This window comes from Streptomyces sp. DSM 40750 (assembly GCF_024612035.1).
Taxonomy (GTDB): Bacteria; Actinomycetota; Actinomycetes; order Streptomycetales; family Streptomycetaceae; genus Streptomyces.
Window position 1 is genome coordinate 1,376,360 of sequence record NZ_CP102513.1, and the last position, 14,046, is coordinate 1,390,405.

The window sequence follows — 14,046 nt, forward strand, 5'->3', positions numbered from 1 at the left end:
CGGGTGACGGCGGCACTGAACACCGCCGCACCCGGGCTGGACGGCACAGCACTGGCCGAATTGCTCTGGCTGGCGTCCCGGATGGACGCGGAGGCGGAGGAAGTCACTGCCGGGCAGCCGGGAGACCGGCGCACCAGGGCGACTCGGACTCCCGAATCGGCAGCCGACGAGTCCGGATCGTCTCCCGTCGTCGCCGGTCATGACGTGCACGAACACCTCGCCGGAGGGGCGGTCCGGATCCGGGGCGATGCGGTGGCACCCGCACGTGCCTCTGGTCTGCCACGAACACTGGAGGTCACCCGCGCGCTGCGCCCATGGAAACGCCAGTGGCCCCGAGGGCGCCGGTCCGCCCTGGACATCGACGCGACTGTGAACAGTTACGCCCGCAGCGGAGAACTGATCCCGGTGTTCTCCCCCGCCCCCGAGAGATGGTTCGACCTGGTCCTCGTAGTGGACTGTTCACCCGCGATGCAGGTGTGGCGAGAGACCGTCATGGACTTCACCGCGGTGCTGGACCGACTCGGTGCCTTCCGCACTCTTCGCGTTCACGAGCTCCATCTCGGTGTTGACGGGCTTGAACTCCGGGACGGGCAGGGCCGGTTGGTGGCGCCCGGCCGGCTGGGTTCTCCCGATGGGCGCCAGCTTGTCGTGGTCGTGTCCGACTGCGTCGCTCCGGGATGGCGGGACGCACCGGTGTGGCGCCGGCTTCGCGAGTGGGCGCTTTCGGCGCCTCTCGCGCTGCTCAATCCGCTGCCCACAAAGCTGTGGCGAAGAACAGGTCTCGACCTGCCCTCGGCCCGCGTCACAGCGATCGCTCCAGGCCTGCCCAACTCCCGGCTTCTCTTCCAGCTTCCGCTGCTGCCTTATGAGAATGAGGTACCGGGCGACGGGGACTGGCTGCCCGTCCCTGTCCTTTCGCTGTCTCCGCATTCACTGACCCGCTGGTCACGCACACTGATGCGTACGGCCCCCGAAGGGGCCGGGGCGGTTCTCGTACCGCGTGGCGGGCGCATGGAACATCGGCTTCGGCAGCGATCGGGGGCCGTTGCCGCGGACAGGTTCCTGCGCACCGCTTCGCCATCGGCGGCGCGCCTGGCCGTCCTGTGCTCCATCTTCGACAGGTTGAGCACACGCCTGCTGCATGTCATCCGCCAGGAGTTGGTGCCCGAGGCCACCGCGGCCGACGCTGCGGAACTGCTCACCAGCGGGCTCTTCACGCTCACCACGGCCGAGAACGGTGTCGTCGAGTTGAGCTTGCCGGAAACCGTGCAGCGAACGTTGCGGAGGGAACTCGCGGAACATGAGGTGTGGCGCGTCAACAGAGCGCTGAGCCGGCATATGGCGTCCCAGCACAGCTGGGGCGGGCAGCTGCCCGCGGTGGTGCCCAGCCATCGGGGACGCACAGAACTCCGCGCGGCGGTCGAGGCATTCGGGCAGCTCTCGGAACAAACCCTGGAACTACTGGGTCTGCCGACGCGTGCTTCCACGGTGCCCCGTCCGTTGGAGGAAGTGGAGCATGCGGCACGGCCGGTCCCTGGGGGATCGCCACCGCCGGAGGCGGAGGAGGTTTCGGCAAACCGACCGTACTTCTTCCTGAGTTACGCCCGCACGCCTCTCCTGGGGCCCGGTGGCGGCGACCCGGACCACTGGGTGACCGTGCTCTTCCGGGACCTCTGCGACCACATCATGGCACTCACCGACCTGCCCGCCGGGGCGGCGCCGGGGTTCATGGATCGGGAACCGCGCTCCGGGGAAGACTGGCCGGACGAGTTCAGCGAGAACCTCGCCACCTGCCGGGTGTTCGTGCCTCTGTACTCGCCGCGCTACTTCACCAGCGAGATGTGCGGGCGGGAGTGGTACGCGTTCCAAGAACGCATCGTGCAGGCCAAGGCCGTCGGCGCGGGGGACATACCCGCGATCCTCCCTGTGCTGTGGACGCCTGTCGCCTTCGACCAGCTTCCCGAGTCGGCGCGTCACATCCAGATGTACCACGCCTCGTTCGGGGAGCGTTATCGGGACCACGGGATCTATGGGCTGATCAAGCTCAACCGGCTCAGGGACGAGTACGACGAGGTCGTACTCTCGCTCGCCCAGCGGATCGTGCGAGTCGCCCAAGAGACGCCGCTGCCGCCCAGTCGGCCCCGCCCGTACGCGACGACGCCCAGCGCGTTCAAGCCGCGCGGCGAAGGGCCCCGCCGTATCCAGGTGACTGTGGCCGCACCCACCCGTGGCACCCTCCCGGCGCACCGCGACACGCGCCCGTACGGGGAGGCCGCCCTGGACTGGAATCCCTACTTCCTGGAATCGACGCGCCCGCTGCCCCAGCTCGTTGAGGAACTGCTGCGGAGCCTGGACTACCGGGTCACCCTGTCCTCCTTGACGGACGAGGCCCCGGATACCGCGGGCCCGGCCGAACGCGACGTCGACACTGTGCCGTCCGACTGCCCCGGCATCCTGCTGGTCGACCGTTGGACACTCCTTGATCAGGAGCGTCGGCTCAAGCTCCGGGCAATCGACACGATCGCCCACCCGTGGCTGGGCATGATGGTTCCCTGGAGCCGCCACGACGTCCAGTGCCACAGCGAGGAAGGCCGGCGACTCGAGGTGCAGATGGAGGACACCTTGCCGCTCCTCCTGGAGCACGGCCGTCGCAGCGACAGCGAAATCGCCGTCAACGGCGTCCCCACTCTGAAGGCGTTCACAGACGTGCTCCCCGCGCTCGTGGCATTTGTCACCCAGCAGTTCCTGAGACACGCTCAAGCTCATCCGCCATCCGGTCCACCGCCCTTGCCGCGCCCCATGCTCCGGCTTCGGGACGAGCCCACGCATTCGGAAGAGTGAGGGTCACAACCGGATGATGACCAGCGCCGCGTCGTCGGTGGCGCGTCCGAACGGGAGCAGGTCGAGGAGGAGGGCGTCGGCGAGGGGCTCGGGGGCGGAGCGGCGGTGGCGGGTGAGGGCGTCAGCCAGCCGGGCGAGGCTGTGGTCGATGTCCTCGTCACGGCGTTCGACCAGACCGTCCGTGTACAGGACCAGGGTGTCGCCCTCGGTGAAGCCGAGGGTGGCCTCGAGGCGGGGGATGTGTTCCGGGCGGGCCCCGAGCGGGGGGTCGGTGGCCTGGTCCAGGAAGACGACCGTGCCGTCGCGGCCCAGCAGCGCGGGCGGCAGATGGCCGGCGCTGCTGTAGGTGATCGTGTGGGTGTCCCAGTCGACGCAGGTCTGGACGACGGTGGTGTTCTCGGCACCGTCGACGGAGCGGGCGTACAGGCCGAGGGCGTCCAGCGCCTGGGCGGGACCGTCCGCGACGAGGGACGCGGCACTGAGCGCGCTGCGCAGCTTGCCCATGACGCAGGCGGCGGCCAGGCCGTGACCGACCACGTCACCGACGGCGATACCGATGCGGTCGACGCCGGACAGGTCGACGAGGTCGTACCAGTCGCCGCAGACGTTCAGTGCCTCGGTCGCCGGCTGGTAGCGCACGGCCGCCCGGTGGTGTCCGACCGGGTTGGGCGCGGGCAGCATCGCCTTCTGCAGGGCGAGCGCGACCTCGCGCTCATGGGCGTGCGCCTCGCGCAGCCGATCGTTGATCTCCTGCAGCTCACGGGCGCGGGTGTACAGCTCGGCCTCCAGCACGCGGGCGCGGTCGCCGGGCGAGCGCTCGCGGGCCCGGATCAGCTCGGTGACCTCCTCGACCCTGTGGATCAGCAGCACCACGCTCCCGTCGGGGCCGACGACCGGCGCGTTCACCGGGCTCCAGTACCGCTCCTCCCACTCCCCCGGCCGCTGCACCGACTCCACGTCGTACCGCTGCAGCGCCATCGCGTCCCGCTCACCGCTGTCCGCCACCCGGATGAGGGAGGCCGCCAGGTTCCGCATCCCGCTCGCGGACGGGTCGGCCGGGTTGTCGGGGAACACGTCGAAGAGGTACCGGCCGACCACCTGCTCGCGGGTGCGGCCCGACAGACTCAGAAACTCCTCGTTCGCGTCCGCGTACACCAGCTCGGGTGTCAGCAGCGCCACCATGCCCGGCAGCGCCTGGAACACCGCCGCGTAGTCGATCGCCGTATCCGCCATGGTCGCCGCCTCAGCGTCCGTCGCCTTCCTGTGATCTCCACCATAGGAGTCGAAGGCCTCCGGGGCGCGATCCCCTTCCAGGAAGACAGGCAGGTCACGCACGGTGATGCGCTACCGGACAGAGCGTCGCGGGTGCGCCGGGCGCCGCGCGTCGGTCACTGGGCGGTGCGCAGCAGGAACCGAACCGAGCCGGCGCGTCACACACCGTGACGTTCAGCAGGGCTGCCGCCACACCCCGAGTTCCAGTCGCTTCACCATGGACGACAGCTTCAGTCGGCGGGACTCGGCGCAGAAGCTGCTCCTGGGTTCCGTGTACTCCACGTGGAACACGGCCTTGCCGGCCTCGATGAACGGCGTGAGTCGCGCGCACTCGTCGTACTGCGCGCACTCCTCGTTGACCGCGAAGTCGAAGTCGGTCAGGAGCTGGGGGATTTGGGGCAGGTCGTTCTTCAGGCCCACCGACAGGCCGCGCTCGTGGGCGATGTCCGCGATCATGCGGTTGTAGGTGAGCTGGTCGCGTGCGGTGAGCGGGAAGCCGGTCTCGTTGCCGTAGCCCTCCACGAGGTCGGGCTCGACCGCGTCGAAGCCCTTGTCGCGGCACATGTCGAAGCGTCGTTCCATGAGGGGCCGCAGGATGTCGAGCTGCCGGATGTCCAGCCACCGTTCGCCCGCCCAGCCGTTCTGTTCGCCGAGCACCGAGCGCGGGAAGGCGTCCTTGTCGGGCCGGAAGTCCTCCCAGGCGCCGACGTTGATGTAGCAGATGACCTTCCGGCCGTCCCGGTGCAGCCTGGCCACGTCCGCCGTGGAGTTCTCGAAGCCGTCGATGTCGTAGACCGGCACATCGGCCGAGGGGTCGGCCTTTCCGTCCAACTGCCACTGCCAGGCGAGCCCGGGCCGGGGTTTCCAGAGCGTGTCGGAGTCCATGTCGCCGTCGTCGGTGCAGCCCGTCAGCGTCGCAGCCACCAGCGCGGCCAGCAGGGCCACGTGTGCGAGCGTCGTCCTCCTCATCGTTCCGTCCCGGTGAGTGCGGGGGTCAATTGGGCCCAGGGGTTGGGTGGTTCGCCCGTCACGGGACCGCAGACCGCGGCGCCCCGGTCGTGTGCGGTGCGGACGGCGAGCGGTACGAGCGCCTCGGGGACGCCGTAGACGAGGTGGCAGAGCCGCTCGGCTGGATGCCGGGCGGCCCAGGTGGGCCGGCTGAACGCCGACACATACGTCGACCAGTGGCCCTCGAAGGTGACGGTCAGGTCGGCGAGGCGGGCGTACCCGGGGGCCGGGTGGACCCCGGGGTTGAGGACGACGGTCCCGGCGCCGAGCCGGCGTACGGTCCGGACGAGTCGGCGGCAGGCGGGCAGGCCGTCCGGCGTGGCCGTCACCTGGTCGAGGAAGCAGCCGTCGGCCGCGTACCACTCCTGGTGACGGCGTACGTCGTCGGCGATCTCGGCACGGTCGCGCATCCCGTAGTCGGTGTCGACATAGCCGAGCAGCCGGGCCCCGGCCGCGCGCAGCGCACCGGCCGCCGCGGTGAACGCGGGGTCGGGGCCGTCGCCCGGTCCGTTCGCTGGGTTCAGCACGACGCCGTACGTCCGGGTGGCGGCCCTGATCAGCCGGTGCCAGGCCCCCGGGTCCTCGGCCGGGTGGACGTACAGCGGGATCAACAGGCTCACGGCCTACCGTCGCCTTTCCCGCCGCCCCCGCCGGGTCGGCCTACGCCGCGTTCCCCGCGTTCCCGGCCGTCGCTGCGGTCGCTGCGGTCGCTGCCGTCCCAGCCCTCCCCGCCGACGCCGCGTTCCCCGCCTTCCCACAGTGCCGTGAGCGCGTCGTCGAGGGTGTGGGTCGGGTGCCAGCCCAGGTGCACCTCGGCGGCGGTGATGTCGGAGCACTGCCACGACACGTCCGCCGAGCGGACCGATCCGGCCGCACCGGGGGAACCGGCCGCCCCCGCCCCACCCCCCGCTCCCGCCGCGTTCTCCGCGATCCGTCCCCGGAACCCCGCCTTGGCGGCCAGCCCTCGGACCACCTCGCGCACCGGTACGGCCCGGCCCCCGCCGATGTTGAGGACGGAGGGCAGCGGGCCGGGAGCCGTGGCCGCGAGGACCGCCGCCCGGGCGACGTCGCGTACATCGACGAAGTCGCGGTACGCGGAGAGGTCGCCGAGGGGCAGTACGGCGTCCGGGTCGGGGCCGGCCGCGCGCAGCAGTCCCGCGATGCGGCCGGGCAGGCCGGTGGACGGTGCCCCGGGGCCCACCGGATTGCCCACCCGCAGGACGACGGCGTCCAGGCCGGCGGTGGTGACGGCGACCGTGCCCGCAAGCTTGGTCGCGCCGTACGGGGCGAGGGGGCGGGTGGCCGCCGACTCCGTCACCCGGACGTCCGGGACGCCGGGGCCGTACTCGGCGGCCGAGCCCAGGTGCACCAGCCGTGCGCCCGGGGCCGCCTCGCGCAGGGCGGCGCACAGCACCGCGGGGCCGCGGGCGTTGACCTCGGCGAGGGTGACGGGATCGCCGCCGGTCGCGCCCGCGCAGTTGATCACGGTGTCGGGCGCGGCCGACGCCAGGGTCTTCGCCAGTTCCTCACGGCGGACAGTGGCCAGGTCGATGGCGTACTCGGCGGCGGGCGAGCGGCCGCCGCCGAGGACCAGCGCGCCCGGCAGGGCACGCACTCCCTCGACGACGTGGGTGCCCAGATATCCGGTGAACCCCAGGACGAGAATGCGCATGTGGTGCTCAGGCTCCCTTGAGCAGAAGCGACTTGCGGGTGGTGAACTCGGCGTTGGCCCGGTCGTAGTCGTCCGGGCGCCCGATGTCCAGCCAGTACCCGTCGAAGTCATAGGCGTGCGGCTGGTTCTGAGCCCTTATCAGGTCCAGGACCAACTCGTCGAAGCCCAGCGGCAGTCCGGGGGTGTAGCCGTCCAGCGTCGAGCGGGACACCCCGTAGACGCCCATGGAGACGCGGTAGTCCATGCTCGGCTTCTCGGTGAACGCGACGACCTTGCCGTCGTCGGTGGTCAGTACGCCGAAGTCGATGTGGACCTTGCGGGCGTAGGTGGCGATGGTGAGCGGTGCGCCGGACTCGCGGTGGTGGTGCAGGACGTCGGCGTAGTCGAGGTCGGTGAGGACGTCGCCGTTCATGACGAGGAACGTCTCGGGCAGGCGCTCGCGCAGGGTGAGCAGCGGGCCCATGGTGCCGAGGGGGCTCTCCTCGGTGGCGTAGTCGACGGTCAGGCCCCACTGCGAGCCGTCGCCGACATAGGCGCGGATGATCTCGCCCAGGTGGCCGATGGCGAGGGTGCAGTGGGTGAAACCGGCCGTGGAGAGCTGGCGCAGCACGATCTCCAGGATGGCGTGCTGGTCTCCGATGGGGACGAGCGGCTTCGGCAGCGCGGTCGTGTAGGGCCGCAGCCGGACGCCCTTGCCTCCCGCCAGGATCACTGCGTGCATGGTGCTCCTCCTTCATGGATCTGCTTCGGACGTGCCGGACGGGAGTCAGATGTTGTAGATGCCGGTCTTGTAGCGGGCGAGGTTGGCGGGGTCGCGGAAGAACTCCACGGTGTGCGCGAGGCCTTCCTCCAGGGTGTGGGCGGGCTGCCAGCCGGTGGCGGCGGCGAGCCGGCTCGCGTCCGCGACGAGCCGCATCACCTCGGAGCCCGCGGGCCGGATGCGTGCCTCGTCCTCGCGTACGTCGAGTTCGCTGTCCATGACCTTGCCGATCAGCGCGACGAGGTCGCCGATGGAGATCTCGCCGCCGGTGCCGGCGTTGAAGGTGCGGCCCACGACCTGCTCGGCGGGCGCGGTGCCGACGGTCAGGAAGGCCAGCGCGGTGTCCTTGACGAAGGTGAAATCCCGGGTGGGACGCAGGTCGCCGAGGGTGATGGTCCGCTCCCCCGCCGCGACCTGGCCGATGACCGTGGGGATCACCGCGCGCATCGACTGGCGTGGCCCGAAGGTGTTGAACGGCCGCAGGGTCACGACCGGGGTCTCGAAGCTCGCGTGGTAGCTGTCGGCGAGCCGGTCCCCGCCGGCCTTCGAAGCGGCGTACGGGGACTGCGTGTTGATGGGGTGGTCCTCGGTGATCGGCACGGTCCGGGCGGTGCCGTACGTCTCGCTGGTGGAGGTGTGGACGAGCCGGGGCGTGCCGAGGGCACGGACCGCCTCCAGGACGTTGAGGGTGCCGGTGACGTTGGTGTCCACGTAGCTGTGCGGTGCCTGGTAGGAGTACGGGATCGCGATGAGGGCGGCCAGGTGGTAGGCGGTGTCGGCGCCGTCGAGGAGTGCGCGGACCGAGCCGGGGTCACGGACGTCGCCGAGGACGATCTCCACCTGGTCCAGGACGTCCGGGTGCAGGGTCTCCAGCCAGCCGTAGGAGGAGAAGGAGTTGTACTGGGCCATGGCCCGGACCCGGTGTCCGGAGGCGACGAGCGCCTCGGTGAGGTGGGAGCCGATGAAGCCCTCGGCTCCGGTGACGGCGGCGAGCGGTGCGGAGGTCAACTGGTGTGTCCTTCCGGTCGGTCGGATGGGGAGAGGTGGCTGGTGGTCGTGGGCGGGCGCGGGGCTCAGGCGTGCGGCGCGGGCCGGCCGAGCAGCCGCAGCGCGCACGCCGACAGACACAGCGCCGCGGCGGCGCAGCACAGTGGCAGCGCCAGGTCGCCGGGTGGCAGGCGCAGCAGGGTGACCGCTCCGGCGCCGCTCGCGGCGGCGAGGCAGATCGCGGCGGACGGCCAGGCCGCCCCGAACGCCTGGAGCAGCAGTGCGGTCCACAGGACGGCCGCGAGCAGAAGCAGGGGGGCCGGGTCGGCGTCGGTGAGCAGCGCCGCGGGCAGCAGCGGCAGCAGGTAGGCGGACAGACAGAGGCCGAGGATCCCGGCCGAGCGCAGTAGGAACCCCGCGGGTGTCGCGACGGCGCGCAGCGCGGCGACGGACAGCCCGCGGTAGTGGTAGAGCAGCCATTCCGCCGGGCCCATGCTCACCGTCAGCACGATCACGGCGTACGGCTCCTCCCGCCCCTCCAGCAGCACCAGCACTCCGGCGGCCAGGCCGAACAGGCCGTACGGCAGCGACCACAGCACGCGTGGCCGGGTGGCGCCGGGGACGGCCTCCGTGGCGAGGGCGGTCCGCAGCGCCCGGCCGGTGACGGCGAGCGTGGCGAGCAGCGCGAGCAGCGGCAGCCCGGCGCGCAGCAGAGGGCCCGGTTCCCACCAGGGCAGGACGGCGGTGCCCGCGATCAACGGGCTGAGCGCGGCGAGCAGTCGGCGTTCCCGGCCCAGGACCAGAAGGACGCCCGCCGCGGCGAGGTACGCGGACTGCGCGGCCGCCACCAGGGTCACCGGGCCGCCCTCGGCGGGCAGCGCCGCGACCGCCGTGGCCAGCACCGCTCCCACGGGCGCACCGGTCAGGAGCGTACGGCCCGCCTCGCGCCGTCCGGTCGCCATCCGCAGGTGGGCGCGGTGGCCGAGGGCCTGCCCCCAGGCCCAGGAGACGAGCCCCGCCACGATCAGGGCCGGGGCGTACCTGCCGGGGTTCCACAGCGGTGCGGTCAGCAGATAGGCGAGTCCCGGCAGGGCGAACAGCACGCCCCGCAGGAGGCAGCGCACGGTGTCGGGGCGCCAGGGGTCGGCCGTCGGCGCGGGGTCGGGAAAGGTCCGGGGCACCCGTTCGTACAGGGCCGAGGCGAGCGAGAACAGATTCGGGTGGCCGTACCGTTCCTTGATGAGGGAGGCGGACAGGCCCTCCGCCTCCAGCAGGGCGGCCACCTCGTACGGGTGGACGGCCGGGCCGACGCGGTCGGCGAGTTCGGCCGCGAGTTCGCTGACGGCCTCCTCGTCCGGGCCCTGTTCCGGCAGGCGGATGGTGAGGGTGGTGTCGTCGCCGAGGGCCCAGCTGGGGCGGCGGCGCGGGCGGCGCCGGTCGGCCAGCCGGATGGCGAGGGTGTCGTGTTCGACACCGCCGGGTTCGAGTGACATCGGCCCGCTCATCCGGCCACCGTGCTGATCGGGAACAGCGCCTGAGCCGGGGCCGCCACGATCTTCGACTGCCGGTCCAGTGCGGGCAGTTCGAGGTAGATGGACCGGAAGGTGTCGATGGTCTGGCGGAGGGTGAACTGCTCGATCACCCGCAGCCGTGCCGCTTCTCCCATCGTCCGGCGGCGCGCCGGGTCGCCCAGCAGTTCCAGCGCCGCCCTGGCCATCGCCTCCGGGTCTCGGGGCGGCACCACGAGCCCGGTGTCGCCGACGGCCTCCCGTACGCCGCCCACGTCGGTGGAGACGGTGGCCCGGCCGCACGACATGGCCTCGATCAAGGTGAAGGGGAAGCCCTCGCTGATGCTGGAGAGCATCACGACGTTGCCGGCCGCGTAGGCGTCCTTGATGTCGTCGACGCGCCCCTCGAAGGTGACGGCGTCCCCGTGCCCGAGTTCGGCGGCCAGTGCCTCGCACCGCTCCCGGTAGGCCTCCCCACCTCGCGGTGTGCCGCCGAACAACCGCAGCCGCACGTCCGGGAGTCGTGCTCTGACCAGGGCGAAGGCCCGAATGAGGGTTTCCAGATCCTTGATGGGGTCGACGCGGCCCGCCCAGCTCAGGGTGAGCGTCTCCGGTTCCGGTCCGGCGGGCGGGAACGCGGCGGGGTCCACGCCGTTGTAGACCGTACGGATGGACTCGGGGTCGGCGCCGCCCTGTTCCTCCCAGAGCCGGTTGTAGCGGTTGCCCGGGGTGATCAGGGCGGCACGGCGGTAGGTCTCCTCCGCGAGGAGGCGGAAGAAGCCCAGGACGACGGCCTTGACGGGCCAGCGGTAGGGGGCGGTGCGGTAGCCGAGGTAGCGCTCGCGCAGGTAGACGCCGTGTTCGGTCAACAGCAGGGGGACGCCGTGCCGTTCGAGGGCGGCGAGGCCGGGCAGGACGGCGACGCCTCCGCTGACCGCGTGCGCGACCCCGGTCTCGGGCGGGGGTGCCGCCAGGGGGCGCAGGGCGTGTTCGAGCAGGGAGGTCGCGGTGAGCGCGTCGTGCAGGGTGGGCCGGGACTCGCGTACGGCCAGGCCCGGGCGGTTCCAGACCGCGGCCAGGAGGGCGATCGCCCGGTCCGAGCGCAGAAAGGGGCTCAGCGTTCCGTCCGCCGCGGCCCGTGCCATGGCGTAGAGGGCGGGCGCGAACCCGTTCTCGGCGCCCGGATCGAGCAGCGCGCTCAGGAACTGCTCGTAGGCGATGGTGAGTCGATGGCGGGCGCGGCCCCGGGGCGGGCGGCCCTCCGGCGGGTCGCCCCACATGGGGACGGACAGTACGCGGGAGACGTGTGCGGGCAGGTCCCAGACGACGGGTTCGCGTCCGGTGCCGGTGACGGCGATGACGTCGAAGTCGAGGTCGGGCATGCCCTGGACGAGCTGGTCGCACCAGACGCTCACGCCGCCGTGACTGTGGGGATAGGTGCCTTCGGTGAGGAGGGTGACGCGCGCCGCGCCGAGTCCGCGCGCGTCGTGAGGATCGGGCATCGGTGTGCTCCACGGCCGTGGTGTGGGGTGGTTCCCTGCCGGTCCCGGCCGCCGGTGGGCGGCCGGGAGGTCGGGTCGGTCCATGGGCCCGTCCCCCGGGCGGTCCTGCGGTCCGCCCGGGGATCCGTCCTGCGGTGGGCCTGGGATCCGTCGTCGCATGAGTGCGCCGTCAGCTGTCCGCGGTGTACGGCACTCTCTCGCTGACGCCCGCTGGGACGCGGGTGTCCGGCGCGGGATACGTGACCTCGGCGGACTCGGTGGAGGTGGCGGGCGAGGTCACGGCGGTCGTCGGCAGGGCGAGGTCGAGGGGTTCGCCCGTGGCGGGGGTCCAGCCGGAGACGGCGCCGGCGTAGGCCTCGCCGAAGGCCGCGCCGGCCAGTGTGGTGCCGGTGGGCAGGGTCGCGGTGACCGCCAGTTCGTCGGGGGCCTCGACGGTCACGGTGTCGCCGATGCGGTAGGCGGTGACCTCGCCGGCCTGGAGGGCGGCCTGCCAGGTGGCTCTGCGCCGCAGTTCGGCGCCGATGTCCTTCATCCTCAGGTTGACCACGGGGGTGTTCTCGGCGAACAGTGCCGCGTAGCCGTCGAGGACGCCGCTGAGCACCGGGTAGGCGATGCGGTCCTCGGCCAGGTTCGACTGGTGGATGAAGTGCGGCTTCGGGTCGTTTGCGAGGACGTGTCCGAGGGCGATCCGCTTCTCCAGCGGCACGATGACCTCTTCGTATCCCGTGGCCGTGTCCAGCGGTGCCGACAGGCAGGTGGTGGTGGCCGGGTTGTCCTCGCAGATGCCGCTGCCGCCCTGGGCGCGGCTGGTGTAGATCCAGTTGTACTCGTCGACCTGCTCGGCGGCCTTGCCCGCGTTGTAGAAGACGTTCATCGGGTAGCGGGGGACGGTCGTGGCCGGGCCGACCTGCCGCTGGGCGGGCTCGCGGGAGTTGTCGGAGCCGAGCCAGGCGATGTCGTTGTCGTCGAGGGCGAGCGCCAGGTCGGGGTTGTCCTCGGGCTGCTGCGGCAGCACCTTCATACCGGAGTGCTCACCGGTGACCAACTCTCCGTTCTCCAGCGGGAGTCCGGCCGTCTCGCCCCAGACCCGGTTGGTGGCGATCTCGTCGGAGATCTCGTTCCGGCTCACCCACTGGGTGGAGCCGTCGGCGTTGGTCGCGCATCTCCAGGGCACCACGCTGGTGTCCTGGACACAGCCGAGGAAGGGGTGCGAGTAGGTGTGGTTGATCCAGCGGAACTGGTTCCGGTCCGCGATCAGCCGGTCGGTGAGCGCGTCGTCGCCGTTGTTCTCCTCGCGGTGGTCGACACTGCCGGCGCCGTTGTACGCGAGGTCGAGGGTGAAGCCCTTGTCGGCCTGCCAGGCGGTGGCGTGGTCGACGTCGTCGGGCGTCATGCGGATGGGGTCGGGCTCCACGTTGGGGTCGGTGCAGTCGACGTCGCCGGGTGTGCAGTTGAGTGCGGTGTCCCAGCGGTCGTCGGCGGCGAACACGTCGTCCACGTGCACGGCAAAGTAGTTCCGTGAGGCACCCAGGTGCACCCCGCCGGTCATCCATTCCACGATGCCGCGGGCCAGCAGCCGGAACTGCTGCTGGTACCGGTTGTAGACGAAGGTGACGACGAGCTCGCGCCGCCCGTCGTGCCGGTACTCGCCGACCAGCGTGCCGCGCGTGGACTGCCCGGGGATCGCCGCCTCGACGTAGGGGATGAAGTCGGCTCCTGTCACGGGCTTCGACAGGTAGGCATAACTCTCGCCGATGGCGGGGTCGTTGTCCTCGAAGGGCACCGCGCCGTCGAGGTAGCCGAAGGGGCCCGCCTTCCCGGCGTCGGTCACCTCGGCCTCCGCGCCGTCGATGCTGCCGGAATAGCCGCCGTGGACCGGGTACTGCAAACCGGCTTCTGGACGCGCGTAGGTGTAGGCGTCGACCTGGGGTATCGCGTACGTCTGCTCGTATGCCGCGAGCGCCGCCATCTCGGTGGAGCCGGCCGGGAACGGGTTGTCGTTGGGCAGCACGACGGCCTGGAACCTGGCGCGCGGCCGGCCGTCGACGGTGTCCGCGAGGAAGCCGGCGTCGATCACGGGCCGGTCGGACCGCGTGAGGTCGATCTCGGTGTACGGCGTGCCGGCCGTGGTCAGTTCGGCGGCGATCGCGTCGGTGGACGGGCCACCGTCGCTCACCACCAGGACCCGCAGGTCGACACGGGGCGTGGTGTCGTCGGCGTGGGCCGGGCCGGTCGGCAGACCGAGCGCGGCGACGAGCGCGCCCACCGTGAGTACGGTGGTGCGTAAAGTCCGCTTCATGCGGTGAAGTCCCCTCCCCGGGCAGGGGTGAGCACGCCTCTCCTGGAGCGGACGCACCCCCTTGCGTGACGCCGGCGTCCCCCTCAGAACCCAGTCGTCGACGCATCCGTCGCGTCACATAGTGGTGTCTGTGTGTGGCTTTCGTGGTCATGCTGCGAAACATGACGGAAAAGCGCAGGTGTCCAACTGGGCACTTC

General features: G+C 71.6%; 10 protein-coding genes. 1 reads left to right on the plus strand and 9 read right to left on the minus strand.

What is annotated here, in order from left to right:
- The first annotated feature begins 3 nt into the window (after positions 1-3).
- Positions 4-2,841 carry a TIR-like protein FxsC gene (locus tag JIX55_RS50840; protein ID WP_306819988.1) on the plus strand — a complete coding sequence of 946 codons (2,838 nt, stop codon included), beginning with the start codon at positions 4-6 and terminating at the stop codon, positions 2,839-2,841.
- A gap of 3 nt (positions 2,842-2,844) precedes the next feature.
- Here the strand turns inward: JIX55_RS50840 and JIX55_RS06375 are convergent, their stop codons facing one another.
- From JIX55_RS06375 to JIX55_RS06415, 9 genes are all read right to left on the minus strand, one after another.
- The gene (locus JIX55_RS06375) at positions 2,845-4,074 is read right to left on the minus strand and encodes a PP2C family protein-serine/threonine phosphatase (RefSeq protein ID WP_257569235.1); all 1,230 of its coding nucleotides are present in this window, start codon (positions 4,072-4,074) and stop codon (positions 2,845-2,847) included.
- Between the two features lie 213 nt (positions 4,075-4,287).
- Positions 4,288-5,082 carry an endo alpha-1,4 polygalactosaminidase gene (locus JIX55_RS06380; RefSeq protein ID WP_257562257.1) on the minus strand — a complete coding sequence of 265 codons (795 nt, stop codon included), beginning with the start codon at positions 5,080-5,082 and terminating at the stop codon, positions 4,288-4,290.
- Complete coding sequence (locus tag JIX55_RS06385; RefSeq protein ID WP_257562258.1) at positions 5,079-5,741, minus strand: spherulation-specific family 4 protein; 663 nt, start codon at positions 5,739-5,741, stop codon at positions 5,079-5,081. The genes JIX55_RS06380 and JIX55_RS06385 overlap by 4 nt, the downstream gene beginning before the upstream one ends.
- Complete coding sequence (locus tag JIX55_RS06390; protein ID WP_257562259.1) at positions 5,738-6,793, minus strand: NAD-dependent epimerase/dehydratase family protein; 1,056 nt, start codon at positions 6,791-6,793, stop codon at positions 5,738-5,740. Before JIX55_RS06390 ends, JIX55_RS06385 begins: the two co-directional genes overlap by 4 nt.
- 7 nt (positions 6,794-6,800) lie before the next feature.
- Positions 6,801-7,514 carry a nucleotidyltransferase family protein gene (locus tag JIX55_RS06395; RefSeq protein ID WP_257562260.1) on the minus strand — a complete coding sequence of 238 codons (714 nt, stop codon included), beginning with the start codon at positions 7,512-7,514 and terminating at the stop codon, positions 6,801-6,803.
- A gap of 45 nt (positions 7,515-7,559) precedes the next feature.
- Positions 7,560-8,561: a GDP-mannose 4,6-dehydratase gene (locus JIX55_RS06400; RefSeq protein WP_257562261.1), complete on the minus strand. Its 1,002-nt coding sequence runs from the start codon at positions 8,559-8,561 to the stop codon at positions 7,560-7,562.
- A gap of 65 nt (positions 8,562-8,626) precedes the next feature.
- On the minus strand, positions 8,627-10,045 hold the full coding sequence (locus tag JIX55_RS06405) for a hypothetical protein (RefSeq protein WP_257562262.1): 1,419 nt from the start codon (positions 10,043-10,045) through the stop codon (positions 8,627-8,629).
- On the minus strand, positions 10,042-11,550 hold the full coding sequence (gene pelF, locus JIX55_RS06410) for a GT4 family glycosyltransferase PelF (protein ID WP_257562263.1): 1,509 nt from the start codon (positions 11,548-11,550) through the stop codon (positions 10,042-10,044). Before pelF ends, JIX55_RS06405 begins: the two co-directional genes overlap by 4 nt.
- Before the next feature lie 169 nt (positions 11,551-11,719).
- Positions 11,720-13,849: a hypothetical protein gene (locus JIX55_RS06415; protein ID WP_257562265.1), complete on the minus strand. Its 2,130-nt coding sequence runs from the start codon at positions 13,847-13,849 to the stop codon at positions 11,720-11,722.
- Between the last annotated feature and the right edge of the window lie 197 nt (positions 13,850-14,046).

Excerpts from the sequence above, each read along its gene's own strand:
- JIX55_RS06390 (WP_257562259.1), bottom strand. The coding sequence starts at position 6,793 with ATGCGCATTCTCGTCCTGGGGTTCACCGGATATCTGGGCACCCACGTC.
- JIX55_RS06395 (WP_257562260.1), bottom strand. The coding sequence starts at position 7,514 with ATGCACGCAGTGATCCTGGCGGGAGGCAAGGGCGTCCGGCTGCGGCCC.
- JIX55_RS06415 (WP_257562265.1), bottom strand. The coding sequence starts at position 13,849 with ATGAAGCGGACTTTACGCACCACCGTACTCACGGTGGGCGCGCTCGTC.
- JIX55_RS06405 (WP_257562262.1), bottom strand. The coding sequence starts at position 10,045 with ATGAGCGGGCCGATGTCACTCGAACCCGGCGGTGTCGAACACGACACC.
- JIX55_RS06380 (WP_257562257.1), bottom strand. The coding sequence starts at position 5,082 with ATGAGGAGGACGACGCTCGCACACGTGGCCCTGCTGGCCGCGCTGGTG.
- JIX55_RS06375 (WP_257569235.1), bottom strand. The coding sequence starts at position 4,074 with ATGGCGGATACGGCGATCGACTACGCGGCGGTGTTCCAGGCGCTGCCG.
- pelF (WP_257562263.1), bottom strand. The coding sequence starts at position 11,550 with ATGCCCGATCCTCACGACGCGCGCGGACTCGGCGCGGCGCGCGTCACC.